Below are 17,215 nucleotides of genomic sequence, written 5' to 3'. Positions count from 1 at the left end.
TTGCGTGATGGATCGCACCAGAACACGTTCACCGTGCTCGTCTCCAACCGGAATTCACTTGATGTTGCCACTTTCGCTTGCTGAATCAGACACAGAAGCACCTGGAATGTTGCTGGAAGAGCTGGAACGTCGCCAAGACGATGTGCTCGCTCAGCTCGATGACCTGGAAGCGAAACTCAACGAAGTCCTGAGCGGATTGAAGATCGAGCCCGATACAACGCCACTGGACTGATTCAGGCTGGCCCACGAGTGATTCAGCCTGGTTGACCTCCCATCGTTCTCGCAACGCATGGTGACGGTGCCGCAGGCTGCGGATTGGATCCCCTTTTCAGAGAATTTTTCTGAAACGCAGTGCACCGATGACGTAGGCTTCATTATGAAGTGCCACGAACTCGCTGAGAAAGTCTCGCAACTGCGACCCGAATTGTCGCCGACGGACGTCGCGCGCCTGTGCTTGATGATCCTCAATCAAGAGGTCAATCCTTCGCGGCTGGACGACCCGGCAGTGCTAAACTCCGTCTGGCAAAACGTCAGTTTCCGATTCGAAGCGGCCACCGATCAACACGCGGCCGTTTCCCATGAATTGGACACACTGCTGAACGATGGCCCGGTTGAGTTCTCCCCGGACCAACTTTGGACGCTGCTTCGGGCCGTCAAGGTCCAGGGCCAAATGCTGGACCTCTACACCAAAGACGTTTCGTTCGCTTAGAAACGATCAGCGTTGGTCGACGGGCACCACCGCTCGCTCGGTCGCACCCGTGTAGATCTGACGCGGGCGGTTGATTCGCGAGGCTGGGTTGGAGTGCATTTCACGCCAATGAGCCAACCAACCGGGAAGTCGACCGATCGCGAACAGAACGGTGAACATCTGGATCGGAATCCCGAGCGCTCGGTAAATCACGCCCGAATAGAAATCAACGTTCGGGTAAAGCTTCCGCTCGATGAAGTACTCGTCTTTGAGCGCCACTTCTTCCAATTTCTGAGCGACCTCGAACAAGGGGTCATCCAGATTCAACTTGGCCAGCAATTTGTCACAACTGGCGCGGATGATGGTCGCTCGGGGATCCGAGTTTTTGTAAACGCGGTGACCAAAGCCCATGATGCGGAAGTCGTTCGTTTTGTCTTTCGCCATGTCGACGTATTTCTGAACGTTGCCGCCATCCGCTGCGATTTGCTCCAGCATGTTGACACAGGCTTCGTTGGCTCCACCATGCAGCGGCCCCCACAAGGCACCGATGCCGGCCGAGATCGAGGCGAACAGGTTGGCGTTGCTGCTGCCGACCATGCGAACGGTCGAGGTGCTGCAGTTCTGCTCGTGATCGGCGTGCACGATGAACAGCAAGTTCAGTGCTTCCGCGAAATCAGGATCGACCAGGTAATCCGAGGTCGGCGTCGCGAACATCATGTACAAGAAATTCTCGCAATAATCCAACTCGTTCTTGGGGTACATGAACGGTTGGCCCATCGATTTTTTGTAGCTGTAAGCTGCAATCGTGGGCAATTTCGCGATCAATCGATACATCGAAATCTCGACCTGGCGAGGGTCATTCAGATCCATCGAGTCCTGGTAGAACGTCGACAACGCTCCCACCACACTGCTGAGGATCGCCATCGGGTGAGCATCCCGAGGGAAGCCGTTGTAAAACGACCGCATGTCCTCGTGAATCATCGTGTGTTCACGAATGCCCGAACGGAACGTTTCAATTTCGTCCTTGCTGGGCAAATCGCCAAAGATCAGCAGGTAAGCGACCTCGACGAAGTCGCAACTCTTGGCCAGTTCCTCGATCGGATAACCGCGATAACGCAGGATGCCCTTTTCACCGTCCAAAAACGTGATGGCACTGCGGGTGCTACCGGTGTTGACGAACCCATCGTCCAAGGTGATCACGCCGGTGTCGGCACGCAGACGACTGACATCTATCGCCTGTTCACCTTCGGAACCTTCCAACAAAGGCAACTCCAGGTTGGTGTCCCCGAATTGGACTCGGACAGTGTCGGCTCGTTGAATTTCCAAACTGGAGGAGGAGCTCATGGGCGATCTATTGGATGCAATTTACGAGTTGGCGGGACGTCTTGGGGGCGACAGACGTAGTGTAGCCCTGCGTCCTGCAAGCGACAATCAGCGGACCCCCACATCGACCGCCAAGAACCACCGTTTTCAACCTCGTGAGCTTTCAAGCGGGCTGCGAGCCGGCAACGTCTCCCGGTTGCAGCGAGTCTCCGGATTGGCAACCGAGCGGCAAAAACATCGTTCTCAGCAGGTCGGCCGGAGTGATCCAGTAGCCGCTTGAGCGAGTTTCCGCCCAGTGCACGTCTTCTGAAACCTCGTTTTGATTGTTGAGCCTTTTCCTCGTACCCAGGCTCTGCCTGGGAACGCAATGCACGGCAGGCTCCGCCTGCTGAGAAACAACCGGGAGGCGGAGCCTCCAAGACAGTGTGTCCCCAGGCAGAGCCTGGGAACAAGAAAGAAAAGAAAGCCGCTCGATCTTCACGGGCGGCTTTCGCAAGTGGGAGGCACCGCACTTTCCTCGTACCCAGGCTCTGCCTGGGTACGCAATGCACGGCAGGCTCCGCCTGCTGAGACACAACCGAGAGGCGGAGCCTCCAAGACAGTGTGTTCCCAGGCAGAGCCTGGGAACAAGAAAGAAAAGAAAGCCGCTCGATCTTCACGGGCGGCTTTCGCAAGTGGGAGGCACCGCACTTTCCTCGTACCCAGGCTCTGCCTGGGAACGCAATGCACGGCAGGCTCCGCCGGCTGAGAAACAACCGGGAGGCAGAGCCTCCAAGACAGTGTGTTCCCAGGCAGAGCCTGGGAACAAGAAAGAAAAGAAAGCCGCTCGATCTTCACGGGCGACTTTCGCAAGTGGGAGGCACCGCACTTTCCTCGTACCCAGGCTCTGCCTGGGAACGCAATGCACGGCAGGCTCCGCCTGCTGAGACACAACCGAGAGGCGGAGCCTCCAAGACAGTGTGTTCCCAGGCAGAGCCTGGGAACAAGAAATCCCTCTGGCCCGAAGCGGTCCGCCCCTCCCCAAGGGAGAGTGAAGTAAAACGGACTGACCTCCATTCGCGACGGCCAGGTTGTCCCCGGCGTCTTGGTCGGAACCTTTTCACGTGTCACAATTTAGGTGTCACAATTTCGCTGGCCCGCTGCGAGACGGGCCTGCGAAAGCACCTTCTAAGGATCAAGGGATCGGATGCGAGCTCACATATTGGTTGTCGAAGACGAGCGGCACCTCGGTGTCGGCATCAAATACAACCTGGAAGCCGAAGATTACCGTGTTTCACTGGTCGAAGACGGCCCTTCAGCGCTGCAACTGATCGAACATTCCGGCAGCTCGATCGATTTGATCGTGTTGGATTTGATGTTGCCCGGCATGAGTGGGTACACCGTTTGCGAACAAATCCGCGAATCGGGCAACATGACGCCCGTCCTGATGCTGTCGGCTCGCACGTTGTCCGAAGATCGCGCCCGCGGGTTCGACGTCGGTGCGAACCAGTACATGAGCAAACCGTTCGACTTGTCCGAACTGATCAGCCGCGTCAAAAACTTGTTGCAAGCCGCCCCCGTTGGCGCGGTGACTCGGACCGCCCCCGTGTCGGAAAGCGTGGACTCCATTGCATTCGGGCGGGTGGAAGCGGACTTCCGGACCCACCAGGTCTCCGTCGACGGCCAGCCCATCAAAATGACCCCGAAGGAACTCCGTTTGCTTCGGTACTTTGTCGAGAATCCCGAACGCGTGATCAACCGTTCCGAACTGTTGACTCAGGTCTGGGAAATGTCCGGCAACCTGCAGACTCGAGCGGTCGACCAATTCATCGCGAGACTGCGGAAAGCCATTGAACCGTCTCCCGCTGACCCCATTCATTTGTTGACCGTTCGTGACGCGGGTTACCGATTCGTTCTCGACCCCGAAACATTGGAACCGGAAACGTCCACGAATTGACCCGCTCGCCCGCCCCTAGACGGCTTGGTACGCTATCGCAAATCACAATTTTTACATCCGCCAACCACAAACCCCCACGAGCACCATGGCTTTCACGCTGCCCGAATTGCCGTATGCCTACGACGCCCTCGAGCCGCACATTGACGCGCGGACGATGGAAATCCACCACACGAAGCACCACAATGCTTACGTGACCAAGACCAACGACGCGTTGGCTGGGACCGACTTGGCTTCCAAGTCGATCGAAGAAGTCATCTCCGACCTGTCGGCTGTGCCCGATGACAAACGCGGAGCCGTTCGCAACAACGGTGGCGGACACGCCAACCACTCGTTGTTCTGGACCATCCTGGGCCCCGGCAAGGGCGGCGCGCCCTCCGGCGACCTGGCCGCTGCCATCGACGAAGCCTGCGGCTCGTTCGATGCCTTCAAGGAACAATTTGCAAACGCCGCTGCCACTCGCTTTGGTAGCGGCTGGGCTTGGCTGTACGTTTCCGGCGGCAAGCTCAAAGTTGGCAGCACGGCCAACCAAGACAGCCCGTTGATGGGTGAAGCCGTTGCCGGCATCGCTGGCACGCCCATCCTGGGATTGGACGTTTGGGAACACGCTTACTACTTGCACTACCAAAATCGTCGCCCCGACTACATTTCTGCATTTTGGAGCGTGGTCGACTGGGATGCCGTTGCCACCCGCTTTGCGGCTGCCAAGTAACCCCTGAGTCAGCAACTCCATTGACTTGCCAGACCGCTTGCCCCTTCCCGGGCGAGCGGTTTTTTCATGCCCTTGCGAAATGGGGTTCCACCGAGATAATTGCGGCTTTCCCACTAAAAACACACGACTTCTCAGGAACTGAACGCCATGCCACTCGTCCCCCTTCGCGTTGTCTTGGATCACGCCGCCGAAAACGATTACGGTGTTGCGGCGTTCAACGTCAACAACATGGAGCAGATCCAGGCGATCATGGAAGCTGCTGATGAAACCGATTCGCCGGTCATCATCCAAGCCTCGCGTGGCGCTCGCGCTTACACCCAAGACATCTACCTTCGCCACCTGATGCTCGCCGCAGCGGAACTGTACCCACAGCTTCCCATCGTCATGCACCAAGACCACGGCAACAGCCCCGAGACCTGCTTGTCGGCCATCGAAAATGGCTTCACCAGCGTCATGATGGACGGTTCGCTGGAAGCTGACGGCCAAACCCCTGCCGACTACGACTACAACGTCAAAGTCACCGCGGAAGTCGTGAAGATGGCCCACGCTCGTGGCGTCAGCGTCGAAGGCGAACTCGGTTGCCTGGGATCGCTGGAAGACGGCGGCGGCGAACAAGAAGACGGCCACGGTGCAGTCGGAACACTGACCCACGACCAATTGCTGACCGACCCCGATGAAGCCCAACGCTTCGTCGAAGAAACCGGCTGCGACGCGTTGGCGGTTGCGATTGGAACCAGCCACGGTGCCTACAAGTTCACCAAGAAACCAACCGGTGAAGTCCTGGCCATGGATCGCATCGAAGCCATCCACGCCAAGCTTCCCAACACGCACTTGGTCATGCACGGCAGCAGCAGCGTGCCACAAGAATTGCAAGACATCATCAACCAGTACGGTGGTGAGATGAAGCAAACCTACGGCGTGCCTGTCGAAGAAATTCAGCGTGGCATCAAGAGCGGTGTTCGCAAGATCAACGTCGACACCGACTGCCGCATGGCCATCACCGGTGCGATCCGCAAAGTCTTGACCGAAGACAAAGCCGCCTTCGACCCACGCGCTTACCTGAAACCAGCCCGCGCCGCCATGAAAGCCGTCTGCGTCGCTCGCATGACCGCCTTCGGCCAAGCCGGCAACGGTGCCAAGCTGCGTGCGACTCTCTAAGCCGCAGTCTGACCCGGTTCGCGTTTCACCAACCTGAACGCGAACAAACGACACACAATTCAAAAGCCTGGAACGGAACCATCCGCTCCAGGCTTTTTTTCATGCGCTGTTCGTTCGGACACAACACCATTCGACAAGCACGCTCGCCAGAGTAGAACAATTGTCTCAATTGTTCCGCCTTGCAACTCAACCTCTCGAGCGGTTTCAAGCGTTCACCGAACTCGACATTCGCGCCATGCTGCTCGACGATTCTGAAGCTGCCACGCAAACAGTTGAGGACAACTGTTCTACTCTCTCGTCAAAGACGAACGCAGCCCCAAAGCTTGGAATGAGGGTCGATTCAATGAGCCGTTTGGGCATTCGCCCCGGTTCCACCACAGAGCCGAGGCAAGCGTCCAAACGGCTCAGTCGCTCAACAGCCCGCGAGACATAGAAACCCCGAAAGCCCTCCACGCCGAAGGCACGAAAGAAACCAGCCAACGGACGAGCAAAGCAAACACCACCGAAGCCAAGCTGCAAAACCCTCGCCCCCGAAGGCGGTCGCAAATCGGCCATGTTGAACCTGCCGAGCCCGTCCAAGGTCGAACCGCGAAGGTGTCTTCCCATGTTCCGTCGGTGCGCTCCGCGACCAACGGCCACCATCCGAAATCCCTCACGGGATAAAGTGCTGACTGCCGGGCAATCAACAGCTCGTCTCCTTGCCAACCAAAACTTCGTCAGCTGTTTATCGCGCAATACGCATTGGCACGCCGGTGTCGGCCGCCGGAGTAGTTCCCTCCGATCGCTTATCTGCAGTAGAATTCGCGTCGATATTTCAATGCAGTACTGAACTGAAAGCGATTTGATGCCAACTGTCCGCCAGCAAATCATTGATGACCGGGTCTCACAGACTGCTTCGCTCCTCCATTGCGGTGAAAGCGAGGCGTTTGAACGCTTTTCTCACGCGACGTTTACAGGAATAAGTCTTCACTCGTTTGATGAGTCTGATCTTGTTGACGGAAGCCAGGACAAACAGATCGATGCGATAACAATAATTGAGAACGATGGGGAAGCCGAAATCTTTATCTTGTCGATGAAATATACGAACGGTTTTTCATCGAATGCCTTAATTCTTATGCGCAATGGGCTCAATTGGATTTTCAACAAGTCGCGACTGGAGATCCAGTCGATCGCAAACGTGCCCTTTCGCGACAAAGTCCTGGAAATTAGATCCGTTTTGAGCGGTTACGGTCCATCCAACGTTTCGTTCCGATGCGCGTTGTTGACCAACGGGCTCAGGACAGAGATTTCCTCTGAGTATCAACAAGAACTTGAGACAATACAGCAGGAATACAACAATGGCACGTTTCGTTCGTTTGACTTTGCGAGCGTTGGAGCAGATGAGCTCGTCGATCTCGTAAATGCTGCAGAGAAGAAGGATCGCCGGATTGATGCCAACATTCCAATCCGATACGACGCTAATACGCCCTCACTTATCAAGTACCATAGTCAAGGGTTAAAAGGCTTAGTTTGCACGGCGCATGCGCGCGATATCGCGAAAATCGTAAACGACGATGATTCTGGCGCCGTTTTTGACTCCAATATTCGCCGTTTTCTGGGAACTCGTGGCAGTGTGAACAAGGACATCGTGCGCACGTGTTCCAACACTGAAACGAGTTTTCAGTTTTGGTTCCTAAACAATGGCATCACCGTCATCTGTGACAAGTTCGATCCTACAACCGATCCTGATGACCCTCACGTTAAAGTGCAGAACATGCAAATTATCAACGGGTGCCAAACTGCAACGGCTCTTGCCTTGGCGTCAAAGAGCGGACAACTAAAGGCAGACGCCCGTGTGTTACTCAGGATTTACGAAACAGATGATACAGATTTGGTCGACCGAATCGTTTTATCGACCAACAACCAAAACAAGATCAGTAATCGAGATCTGAAGGCGAATGACAGTGTTCAGGTCGACATGGAGCAGGCGTTTGCGCTCTTTGGCTTCTGTTACGAGCGAAAAGCCAATCAGTTTCGCGAATTGGATGTGCCAGAAGGAATGAAGATCGTCTCAAACGACGTTGTTGGACAATGTTTTCTTGGAATAGTGCTAGGAAGACCTGCTGATGCACGGCGGCGAAAGTACAAGGTTTGGTCGGAATCATACGACCAGATTTTTACCGGCCAGCATGTCGAGCCGCATGTGTTGAGCGTCATCATCTATCTTGCTGTGCAGTCGCGTATTTCAGCCGGAGCATTGAATCGCGTCGAGAATGAACTCAGACGCAAGCTGGCGAAGGGTGGTGTGTTTCATCTTGCACGTGTCGTTGCGAACCGTTGGCGGAAGACTGACACATGGAACCAAGGCCGCGAAATTCTTCAGACGCAGATTGCTGATCTACAAAGTACGACTGGGATGCTGGATACTTATATTGATGATGCGATAGAGTTTATTGCTAAGCTAATCGAGGACAATTCTGCGTTTGCCAATGACATTGATGGTGCGTTGAAATCAAATCTTCTCGAACGAGAGATCACTCGAGAGCTTTGTACTCCTTGAAGCAAAGAAGTCGATTTTCCTGAGAAACACTATCGGAGTACTGGGGCTTCCGATCTTTCGAATCATCGACCGACGCGAGTAATTTCGATGCTCCGGTGGCCGACACCGGTGCACGGATCTCTTTGTTCATTGACATCGGATTTCTTCAACCGACCTGTGAGAACGAAACGCATCGGATCGTGAACCGCTTCGCACCGGATTGGTCAAATCGTGGTGGGAGAGGTCTCGGTATGGCGAAAGCCGTTCTTTCAAGGCGACGATTCAGCTTGATGGCACCTCATCTCGCGAGCTTTTGAAGTTGCGTTTTCGCTATCGTTTGATTTGGCCAACGGCCATCATCATCGAAGCCAGGGGCATCGCCCCTGGAATCAGAACGAAGGGAAGCTGGTTGGCCAACGGCCAACATCAACCCAAACGTTTGGATTGAACTTGGCCGTTGGCCAAAATGAGAACGTACATTCCTGGCCCAGGGGCGTTGCCCCTGGCTATGTTGAACGAGGCCGTTGGCCATTCGATGAAAATGCTTAACATCGAAACGCGCGAGCGAAGGATTTCACCGTCAGTCGCGGTTCCTCGCTCTAGCCCAAAGACTGAGCGAGTTTCTTGGCACTGTAACCGTTCACCAGAACCATTGTAGGCGCGGGCTTTAGGGTATTGGGTTTACTTTGCTTCCCAATGGAGCCCCCCATGACTCGAGTCGAAACCGTGAAGCTTTGGACGGAGCGTCTGCAACGATTTGAACAGGCTCAGATGACGGTCGCTGAGTTCTGTACCGCCGAAGGTGTTTCGCAGCCTTCTTTCTACAATTGGAAACGCAAGCTGCGTTCGGCACGGGATCCGAAAGCCTCCGCCGTGGCCAAGTTTGTGCCCGTCTCGTTTCAAGCCACACCGGATCGCCCCACTCCTGCTGCGAATCACGCCAGCGCGACGATTGAACTTCCCGGTGGCGTCCGCATTCGTGTCGAAGTACCGACTGATTCTCCGCCGAATCCATTGCGGAAGGATCAGCCATGATCGGATTGCCCGGCAATAAAGTTTCAGGGGGCACGCCGATCTATCTGTGCACCGATCCAGTCGACTTTCGAAAAGGCTTTGATGGTCTGACCGGAATCGTCACCACGTCGCTGGGCAAGAGCGTCACCGACGGTTCGCTGTTTCTGTTTGTCAATCGAAAGCGAGACCGCATCAAAGCCCTCTGGTGGGAGACTGGTGGATTGACCTTGTGGTACAGACGGCTCGAGCAAGGCACCGTTGAGCTGCCAACGTCTCCATGCGATCAATCGCATATCACGATCGATTCGGTCGAGCTCGCGATGTGGATCGCTGGCGTGTCACTGAAATCGGCCAAGACAAGACGCAAGCGAATGAAAGTTGCTTGATGGGAACACTTTGCATCCAGGGTGCGTTTCGTATAATTGCGCACCATGGATGCGAAGCGATCAACGAACGTTCAACCGCCCAATGACATCGAGTCGTGTCACCGCATAATCGCAAGCCTAAAATCACAAGTCGAAGAGCAAGCCCACTCGGTACTCGAGCTGAAGAGCCACAATGACAAGCTCGAGGAAAAGAACATCGACCTCCAGCTGAAGGTCGACAAGCTGCTTCAGCAACTCTTTGGCAGACGGAGTGAACGCCGCGTCGACGGCGACGGCCAGCTGTTTCTGGACCTCGGCGATGAAGCGACTCCCGAAGTGGTCAGTGCACTGGAAGAAGCCGTCCGGGAAGCGGAGCAGGTCGCCCAAGACGCTGAGGAAGAAAAACAGAAACGACGTCGCAAGCAGCCTGCCAAAAATGACCGTAAGTTCCCCGAGCACTTGCCGCGAATTGAGCGGATCGTTGACCTTCCCGAAGCTCGACGCGAGGGCTTGAAGCTGATCGGCTATGACGAGGTCGAAACGCTCGAGTGGATTCGGCCGAAACTTCGTGTTCGCGTCAACAAGTACGCCAAGTACGTTCAGCCAATTGAAAAGAATCGTGTCGAAGAAGGGCCGGCCATTATCAGCCCCGAGCGCCCTACCGGACTGGTCGCAGGGGATCGCTTCGACGCTTCGATCGGTGTCGAAGTCATCGCTTGGAAGTACTTCTATCACCTGCCGTTCTACCGTCAGCAAGACCTGTTCGCCGGCAGCGGCTGGACGCCCAGTCGTAGCACGCTGGCGAATATTGAAACCTCCGTCGAGTTCGCGCTACGCCCACTGGCCGAACACTTGCGGTCGTTTCTCAAGACAGATGCTTGCGTGGGCTGTGATGACACAGGCGTGGTGCTGATCACGCCCAAAGTGATGCCCGACTTATCGAATCATCCACGCGCAGACCGAGTTGTCGAAGTGCTTGAAAAGGCCATCGCCTCTGGCAAGCCAAGCATCCAAGCGAACTTCTGGGGCTACTACGCATCGCGTCTTCCGGTGGTCGGGTTCGACTTCACGGTCAGTCGTCACCGTGACGGCCCCGATGATGTGCTGGCGGATTACGAAGGAACGCTGATCGGCGACTGCTGGTCAGGCTTTCAAAAGATCGATGTGCGCAGCGACTCGCGAATCAAGTTCGCAGCGTGCTGGGCGCATGCGCGTCGCAAGATTGACGAGTGCCGCAGTGCGTTCCCGATCCAAGTGGCGAAGCTGGAATCACTGATCCGGATGCTTTACGACATCGAGGATCAAATCAAGACTCTCGATGACGCGGAGCGACTGTCGCGAAGGCAAAGCCTCTCGCGTCACGTACTGGGCTTGATCGACGAATACCTGCAAAGCGAAACAATGAGTTCGCCCAAGGTGCTTCCCAAAAGCAATCTTGGCCAAGCGGCAGCGTACGTGCGTCGACACTGGGCGGCACTGAATCGGTTCACCGAAGACGCTCGCGTTCCGATCGACAACAACGACTGCGAACAGTTGATGAAGCGAGTGGCGACAGGCCGCAAGAACTGGTTGTTCAAAGGCTCGCTGTCGGCAGGTGAGCGAGCGGCGAACTTGATGACGATTATCGGGACAGCGATTCGCAATGAATTGGACGTTCACGCCTATCTGGATGATGTGCTACGCCGAGCCCTGGCTGGCGAAACCGACTGGTCAGCGCTGAGCCCACCTGCCTGGAGAGACTCGCACCCGGAATCCATCTGCGACTACCGGCAAGACGAACGTCGACAAGCAGCCGACCGCAAGCGAGTCCGACGCGCCCGCCGCCGACGCCTCAAAAAATAGCCGTCAACCCACCAGGTCGAATGGTCCCGGTGAACGGTTACTTGGCACTGGCACCACCAGCCACTCGCGGCCCTTCGCTAAACTGACTTTTGGACACTCAAATTCCATCTCTCTGATCCACACGGAAACCAGCATGTCATACGAAATCACTGAGATTGCCGAGGGAAAAATCATTGAACTCATCCTCTCTGGCAAACTCACCGCGGAAGCCTACGAACAGTTTGTGCCGGTGGTCGATGCCCAAATCGAACGCTGGGGACAAGTCCGGATGATGGTCGTGCTCACCGATTTTCATGGCTGGGACGCGGCCGCACTCTGGGCCGACACCAAGTTCGCACTGAAACACTTCAGCGACATCGAACGACTGGCCCTCGTCGGCGAATCGAAGTGGGAAGCCGGCATGGCAACCTTCTGCAAACCGTTCACCAAAGCCGCCGTCAAATACTTTGACCACGCGAACATCGAAGATGCCCGGGTTTGGATCCAAGAAGCCTGAGTAGGTTGCATCCCGCAGGACGTTCGAAAATCATACGGTGGCTGGCGTCTGGGGTTCGCCCCGGACGGGGCCGGCTTGCTTAGCTCGGGGCGGAAGCCCCGAGAGACCGATGCCGGAAAACAAACGGTCGCCCCGGATGGGGCCGTCGTGGGAGTTAGGGCGTCCCTCGCTCACGCGTCGGATTGTGATGGGTAGTCTTGGCAGACTCGGACGGGCAAGAGTGCCCATCCTACTTTCATCCCGCAGGGATCGCCCCAAGGGGGCAGCCCTATGCCAGCCCAGGGCAACGCCCTGGGTTGAGGCAGGCCCAAGATTGCAAAGCCCCAACGGGGGCGGTCCTAACGAAGCAGGATCCCAAGAATGCAGGCCAACACGGTTCTTCACGCGATGTGAATTGGACCGCACCATCCGCTTTCAACCACAACCCGACGCGTGAGTTTTGAAGAGTTGGCCAACGGCCAACATCAACCCACATGTTTTGAATTGAACTTCGCCGTTGGCCAAAATGGGGCCGTGTTTTTCTGCTCCAGGGGCGATGCCCCTGGCTAGGTTGAACGAGGCCGTTGGCCATTCGAGGAAAAAGCGCAACTTCAAAACGCGTGAGCGAGCGATCCACAGGCTCGCTGCAATGGCACGCGATCCCTCGCTCACGCGTCGGGTTAGGATCCAATCAACAAGCCGTCACGAGTTTCGACTTGCCTGACACAACCCCGAAAGTCTTCACGACTTTCGCTACGGGGCTGCCGACCGACCACCAGAAAATCACTCCGCGATCACGTGCCCGGGCACGATCAGCAGCGGATGTGGGCTGCGACGAAGTCGATCGTTCACAAAGCCTTGGATGAACCGGTCGTCGACTTCCAGTGGCATGACCAGCAATTGCTGAGTCGAATCGGAAAGTGGATGCGGCGGTGCGAGCTCGCCAGCTTGCGGGATCAACGCGTAGTTCATTTCCATTTCGCGAGCGGTCGCGTTCATCGCGGCATGCAATTGTGTGTGAGCCTGAGCCAGGGCGTCGCTCAAGTTCTCCACATCGAATGCTTCGCCAGGACGCAGGGACTCCAAGATGCTTCGCACATTCTCGAAGTGCTCCTTCTCGACGACCAAGTTCAACGAGACCTCCGCTCCCGGCGCTGCCAAACCAAAAGCCCACGCCGCCGCCCGACTCTCGACATCGCATTCGCTGCCCGCCATCAGCAGGACGCGTTTGCGACAGGTTTGAAAGACCTGATCAGCTCGCCGCGTGACCAAAATCGGAACCGGGCACCGCGACAGCAGCACGTCCATCACCGTCCCGACACTGTCCGTGCCCACTCGCTCGAACGAGCGACCAAATGGACAGGGAACGATGACCAGGTTCACGTCGTGGGTTCGCAACGCTTTCAAAATGACTTCGAACGCTTCGCCTTCTCCACGAGCGATCGCGCGACCGCCGCTCATCTGACGAGCCGCCTGAATCGCGTCTTCCGTGGCCACATCGGTCGTCTCCACGCCGTCGCGAGCGTCCAGCACCAACGTCTCGGTATTGAACTCGTCGCGAAGCGTTTTCGCGGTTTCGATGGACGTTGCGTCTTGTGGCGATCCATCCAAAACCAAGATCACGCGTGCCGGACGAATCGGCGTCAGTGGCGTTGCCGAGCCCACTTTCGCGCGCTCGAACATCCGCATCGCATCATCGACATCACGATCCAAATCGGGTGATTGATCCATTACTCAAGTCGCTCGCTAGAAAAGAAATCTCAATGGACAGGCAATGTCGGCACCGCCGTGATATCAGGAATGTAACCCTGATGGTGCATCCACATCACGTAGAAAATCGCGCCGATGACTTGCACCACCATGATGCCACCTCCCAGCTTCAAAAACGTGCCCCAGCCAACGTGAATGCCGGCCTCACGCTTCAAAGCGTAAATCGCGATCACGCAGGAAATCGAACCAATCGGCGTTCCGTTGCCGCCCAGATTGCAGCAAATCACCAGCGTCCACCACAACGGTTCGGCGGGCACGCCCGTGTCACCGCCTGAAATGTCTTGGACGATCGGGATCAGGGTCGCCGCGACCGGGATGTTGTCGACGATCGAACTGGCCACCGCAGAAAACCCGCCCATCAATGGCACCAGCAACTCAATCCGATTGTCGGAGACCAACACGACTTGCTGCGCCACCCATTTCAATGCCCCCGTGTGTTTGACGCAGCCGATGATGATGAACAGTCCCATGAAGAACAAAATCACGGTCCAGTTCACCTTGCCAATCGCGTCCTCCACGCCTTTGCCAGAGAACAGCAAGGCGGCGGTGGCTCCCACCATCGCCACAAAATCCATGCCCACGCCCATTGGCTGAGCCAAGGCAAAGCCGATCACGGTGCCCAGCAAAATGAACGTGCTTCGCAGCAAGACGCCTTTGTCCTCCACCAACGCCCAGGGATCAAACCCATCGATCTGTTGCTTCAGCGCGGCCTTGTCCTCCTCGGATTGCTTCCACGGCAAATCGTTCCGGAAGAACCATCGCAGACCCGCGATCGCAACGACCAAGCTGACCACGGCATAGGGCAGCGAGACACGCAAGAAGTCAACGTAGGGAATCCCCGCCGCGGTCCCGATCATGATGTTGGGCAAGCCACTGGCGAACGTCGCGATCGCACCGCTGTTGGCACACACCGCCACCGACAACAACAACGGCATCGGTTTGTAACCGAGCGAACGGCAGATCACCAAAACCAATGAACTCAGAATCAACATCGCCGGAACGATGGTCAGGACGCTGACGAACAAGAACGTGACCACGCACAACGTCATGAACAGCCGATTCGCTTGGCCACCCGTCAGCCGCACGATCCACATGCTGATGAAGTGAAACAGCCCGCTTTTGCCAACCACGTCCACCAAAATCCCGGTGCCGATGATGACCCCGAAGATGTTGAGGTCTTCTTTCAGGAAGTTGTAAACCGTCGGGTATTCAAACAAACCCAGCGAAACGCTCAGGATGATCAAGACCGCTGCACCGCACAGGGCCGCCACCGTTTTATGAAATCGCTCGACTGCCACCCCCACGTAGGTCGCCATCATCACAACAGCGAACAACACCATCACCCAAGCAGGCGCGGACGCAGTGGGCATCTCAGTGAGCGACGCAGCCAACATCATAGAATCACTCCGGAAAGAACTCGGACTCGTTCGTGCGGCAGCCTAACGCACGGCCGGAAAGCAACCAACCGCGGATCCACACCAATCCGATCAGCCCAGCTGATTCGCAATTCGCTTGCCCAGTGACCGCATTGTGGTGACTCCCGTCTCAAACCGCCCGGCGAAATGAACAAACCCGTGCAGCATGTCCGAGGCGTTTTCGCGAGTCACTCGCACACCGGAGGCTTCCATCTTGTCCGCCAGAGCCAACCCTTCGTCGCGCAACACGTCATAGCCCGCCACCAAGACATGCGTGGGCGGAAACCCGCGAAAATCCGACTTCATCAAATCCGCCAGTGGATCCGTCACCTCGCAAGCGTCGACGTCAAAGAGGTCCGCTGCCTCCCGGCCGAAGTAGTTCGCCCAGAACCACTGCATCGTCCGCTTGGTCAGCCCAAATCCCGATTCAAATTTGCAGTACGACCCGGAATCAAACGTTGGCGTCACCACGGGATACACCAACACGGCGTACTTGACCAAGACATTGGGATCGTCTTTGGCGAGCAACGCCACCGCCGCCGCCAAGTTCCCTCCCGCACTGTCGCCCATCACCGCCATCCGCCCCGCGTCCAAACTCAATTCCCCCGCCATTTTCGCGATCGCTTTCGTCGCGACAAAGCAATCCTGAACGGGCCCCGGAAATGGCGACTCAGGTGCCAAGCGATAGGCAACCGACACCACCACCGCCCCGGAAGCATCCGCCAAACGACGGCAGGTCGAATCATGCGACTCAACGTCCCCCAGCACCCAACCGCCGCCGTGATAGAACATGATCACGGGAGCAACGACCGGCAAACCGGCGGGACGATACAGCCGAACAGGCACGGACAGCCGCTGGCCGTCGACGGTGGTTTCTTCCACCAGACGATCTTCGACGGTTTGCATCCTCGGCCCTTCGCCAAAGCTGTCGACCAAAGCAGCAAACCCACGGCGAGCCTTTTCAACACCGAGCTCTTCCCAGCGTGGCGGCTGAGCTTCTCGCAACCAAGCGACAAACGTTTGAGCTTGCGGATGAAGTGTCATGAAGCGATTCCAGCGAGGCAAAAAGATCGGGCGTATCGTAACAATCCACCTCCCCGATGCACGCCCCCACCGGAGCGAGACTCGCGTCAGCGTGTGCAGCGACTGCTTTGATTGTGGCAGCGTCGCTCGGGCGGTAAGCTTTTGCCGTTTCGATGCCCCTGTTCCAAGACTCGAAACACCTCCCCCCTTCGCAATCGCTCCACGGACAACCGCTTCCCATGGCTGACTACCAGTACCACGACGTTTCCAAAATGGTGGACCACTCTCTGCTTCCACCCACGCTGACCGAAGCCGACCTGGATTCCGGAATCGAGTTGGCGATTGCCTACGAAGTCGCCAGTGTTTGCATCCTGCCTTACTACTTGAAACGCTGCGCCGAACGACTGGCGGGAACCGGTGTGAAAGCATCGACCACCATTGGTTTCCCACACGGTGGCCACACCACTGCGATCAAGAAAGCCGAAGCCGAGCAAGCCATCCAAGATGGCTGCGAAGAACTTGACTTCGTCGTCAACATCTCGCAGGTCCTCAGCGGTGGCTGGGACTACGTTCAAAACGAGATCGGTGCGGTGACCGAACTGACGCATGCGGCCGGACAAAAGATCAAGGTGATCTTCGAGAACTGCTACCTGCAAGACGAACACAAAATCCGCCTGTGTGAAATCTGCACGGAGCTCCAAGTCGACTGGGTCAAAACCTCCACCGGCTACGGCACCGGCGGGGCGACGATGGACGACCTGCGTCTGATGCGACAACACTCCGGCGAGAATGTTCAGGTCAAAGCCGCCGGCGGCGTCCGAGACCTGAAGACACTTCTGGAAGTACGGTCCCTCGGAGTGACCCGATGCGGTGCCAGCCGAACCGCCGAAATGCTCGGCGAAGCCCGCCAACAACTCGGCTTGCCGGCAATCAGCATCACCGCCACCGGCAGCTCCGGTTACTGATTCGCTGGGTCAAC

At 56.7% G+C, this 17,215-nt stretch carries 15 protein-coding genes; 11 read left to right on the top strand and 4 right to left on the bottom strand.

Annotation, left to right across the window (positions count from 1 at the left end; genetic code table 11):
• Positions 1-61: 61 nt before the first annotated feature.
• Complete coding sequence (locus PSR62_RS10190; RefSeq protein ID WP_274407655.1) at positions 62-232, top strand: hypothetical protein; 171 nt, start codon at positions 62-64, stop codon at positions 230-232.
• Positions 233-289: 57 nt separating this feature from the next.
• Positions 290-709 (top strand): hypothetical protein, encoded by a 420-nt coding sequence (locus PSR62_RS10185; RefSeq protein ID WP_274407654.1) that lies wholly within the window; start codon positions 290-292, stop codon positions 707-709.
• 6 nt (positions 710-715) lie between these two features.
• On the opposite strand, the gene PSR62_RS10180 is transcribed toward PSR62_RS10185, so the two are convergent.
• Positions 716-2,032 (bottom strand): citrate synthase, encoded by a 1,317-nt coding sequence (locus PSR62_RS10180; protein ID WP_274407653.1) that lies wholly within the window; start codon positions 2,030-2,032, stop codon positions 716-718.
• A gap of 1,165 nt (positions 2,033-3,197) precedes the next feature.
• On the opposite strand from PSR62_RS10180, the gene PSR62_RS10175 reads away from it, so the two are divergent.
• The 8 genes from PSR62_RS10175 (at position 3,198) to PSR62_RS10140 (ending at position 12,049) form a co-directional block, all read left to right on the top strand.
• Positions 3,198-3,947, top strand: a complete 750-nt coding sequence (locus tag PSR62_RS10175) for a response regulator transcription factor (RefSeq protein ID WP_274407652.1) — start codon at positions 3,198-3,200, stop codon at positions 3,945-3,947.
• An 85-nt stretch (positions 3,948-4,032) separates the two neighbouring features.
• The gene (locus PSR62_RS10170; protein ID WP_274407651.1) at positions 4,033-4,656 is read left to right on the top strand and encodes a superoxide dismutase; all 624 of its coding nucleotides are present in this window, start codon (positions 4,033-4,035) and stop codon (positions 4,654-4,656) included.
• A 147-nt stretch (positions 4,657-4,803) separates the two neighbouring features.
• On the top strand, positions 4,804-5,814 hold the full coding sequence (gene fba / locus PSR62_RS10165) for a class II fructose-bisphosphate aldolase (RefSeq protein WP_047813693.1): 1,011 nt from the start codon (positions 4,804-4,806) through the stop codon (positions 5,812-5,814).
• A gap of 844 nt (positions 5,815-6,658) precedes the next feature.
• Complete coding sequence (locus tag PSR62_RS10160) at positions 6,659-8,353, top strand: AIPR family protein (RefSeq protein WP_274407650.1); 1,695 nt, start codon at positions 6,659-6,661, stop codon at positions 8,351-8,353.
• 687 nt (positions 8,354-9,040) lie between these two features.
• Positions 9,041-9,367 (top strand): IS66 family insertion sequence element accessory protein TnpA, encoded by a 327-nt coding sequence (tnpA, locus tag PSR62_RS10155; protein ID WP_274407406.1) that lies wholly within the window; start codon positions 9,041-9,043, stop codon positions 9,365-9,367.
• Positions 9,364-9,732: an IS66 family insertion sequence element accessory protein TnpB gene (tnpB, locus tag PSR62_RS10150; protein WP_274406308.1), complete on the top strand. Its 369-nt coding sequence runs from the start codon at positions 9,364-9,366 to the stop codon at positions 9,730-9,732. The genes tnpA and tnpB overlap by 4 nt, the downstream gene beginning before the upstream one ends.
• Positions 9,733-9,777: 45 nt before the next feature.
• Positions 9,778-11,553 (top strand): IS66 family transposase, encoded by a 1,776-nt coding sequence (tnpC, locus tag PSR62_RS10145; RefSeq protein ID WP_274407649.1) that lies wholly within the window; start codon positions 9,778-9,780, stop codon positions 11,551-11,553.
• Between the two features lie 133 nt (positions 11,554-11,686).
• Positions 11,687-12,049: an STAS/SEC14 domain-containing protein gene (locus PSR62_RS10140; protein WP_274407648.1), complete on the top strand. Its 363-nt coding sequence runs from the start codon at positions 11,687-11,689 to the stop codon at positions 12,047-12,049.
• Positions 12,050-12,811: 762 nt separating this feature from the next.
• Here PSR62_RS10140 and PSR62_RS10135 read toward each other — a convergent pair.
• The 3 genes from PSR62_RS10135 to PSR62_RS10125 form a co-directional block, all read right to left on the bottom strand.
• The gene (locus tag PSR62_RS10135) at positions 12,812-13,759 is read right to left on the bottom strand and encodes a universal stress protein (protein ID WP_274407647.1); all 948 of its coding nucleotides are present in this window, start codon (positions 13,757-13,759) and stop codon (positions 12,812-12,814) included.
• Positions 13,760-13,788: 29 nt separating this feature from the next.
• Complete coding sequence (locus PSR62_RS10130; RefSeq protein ID WP_274407646.1) at positions 13,789-15,195, bottom strand: ArsB/NhaD family transporter; 1,407 nt, start codon at positions 15,193-15,195, stop codon at positions 13,789-13,791.
• A gap of 90 nt (positions 15,196-15,285) precedes the next feature.
• A complete protein-coding gene (locus tag PSR62_RS10125) occupies positions 15,286-16,257 on the bottom strand; it encodes an alpha/beta hydrolase (RefSeq protein WP_274407645.1) in 972 nt (323 codons plus the stop codon).
• Between the two features lie 218 nt (positions 16,258-16,475).
• Between PSR62_RS10125 and deoC the strand changes: the two genes are divergently transcribed.
• Positions 16,476-17,201, top strand: a complete 726-nt coding sequence (gene deoC, locus PSR62_RS10120) for a deoxyribose-phosphate aldolase (protein ID WP_274407644.1) — start codon at positions 16,476-16,478, stop codon at positions 17,199-17,201.
• Positions 17,202-17,215 lie beyond the last annotated feature (14 nt).

The sequence above is a fragment of the Rhodopirellula sp. P2 genome (assembly GCF_028768465.1).
Taxonomy (GTDB): Bacteria; Planctomycetota; Planctomycetia; order Pirellulales; family Pirellulaceae; genus Rhodopirellula.
Note: the sequence above shows the minus strand (reverse complement) of the source record. Positions and strands in the feature narration are given on the sequence as shown.

What these genes read in the sequence shown, in the direction of transcription:
- tnpC (WP_274407649.1), top strand. Translation starts at nt 9,778, where the DNA reads ATGGATGCGAAGCGATCAACGAACGTTCAACCGCCCAATGACATCGAG.
- PSR62_RS10160 (WP_274407650.1), top strand. Translation starts at nt 6,659, where the DNA reads ATGCCAACTGTCCGCCAGCAAATCATTGATGACCGGGTCTCACAGACT.
- deoC (WP_274407644.1), top strand. Translation starts at nt 16,476, where the DNA reads ATGGCTGACTACCAGTACCACGACGTTTCCAAAATGGTGGACCACTCT.
- PSR62_RS10135 (WP_274407647.1), bottom strand. Translation starts at nt 13,759, where the DNA reads ATGGATCAATCACCCGATTTGGATCGTGATGTCGATGATGCGATGCGG.
- PSR62_RS10130 (WP_274407646.1), bottom strand. Translation starts at nt 15,195, where the DNA reads ATGATGTTGGCTGCGTCGCTCACTGAGATGCCCACTGCGTCCGCGCCT.
- tnpA (WP_274407406.1), top strand. Translation starts at nt 9,041, where the DNA reads ATGACTCGAGTCGAAACCGTGAAGCTTTGGACGGAGCGTCTGCAACGA.
- PSR62_RS10185 (WP_274407654.1), top strand. Translation starts at nt 290, where the DNA reads ATGGTGACGGTGCCGCAGGCTGCGGATTGGATCCCCTTTTCAGAGAAT.
- fba (WP_047813693.1), top strand. Translation starts at nt 4,804, where the DNA reads ATGCCACTCGTCCCCCTTCGCGTTGTCTTGGATCACGCCGCCGAAAAC.
- PSR62_RS10190 (WP_274407655.1), top strand. Translation starts at nt 62, where the DNA reads ATGTTGCCACTTTCGCTTGCTGAATCAGACACAGAAGCACCTGGAATG.
- PSR62_RS10125 (WP_274407645.1), bottom strand. Translation starts at nt 16,257, where the DNA reads ATGACACTTCATCCGCAAGCTCAAACGTTTGTCGCTTGGTTGCGAGAA.
- PSR62_RS10140 (WP_274407648.1), top strand. Translation starts at nt 11,687, where the DNA reads ATGTCATACGAAATCACTGAGATTGCCGAGGGAAAAATCATTGAACTC.
- tnpB (WP_274406308.1), top strand. Translation starts at nt 9,364, where the DNA reads ATGATCGGATTGCCCGGCAATAAAGTTTCAGGGGGCACGCCGATCTAT.
- PSR62_RS10180 (WP_274407653.1), bottom strand. Translation starts at nt 2,032, where the DNA reads ATGAGCTCCTCCTCCAGTTTGGAAATTCAACGAGCCGACACTGTCCGA.
- PSR62_RS10175 (WP_274407652.1), top strand. Translation starts at nt 3,198, where the DNA reads ATGCGAGCTCACATATTGGTTGTCGAAGACGAGCGGCACCTCGGTGTC.
- PSR62_RS10170 (WP_274407651.1), top strand. Translation starts at nt 4,033, where the DNA reads ATGGCTTTCACGCTGCCCGAATTGCCGTATGCCTACGACGCCCTCGAG.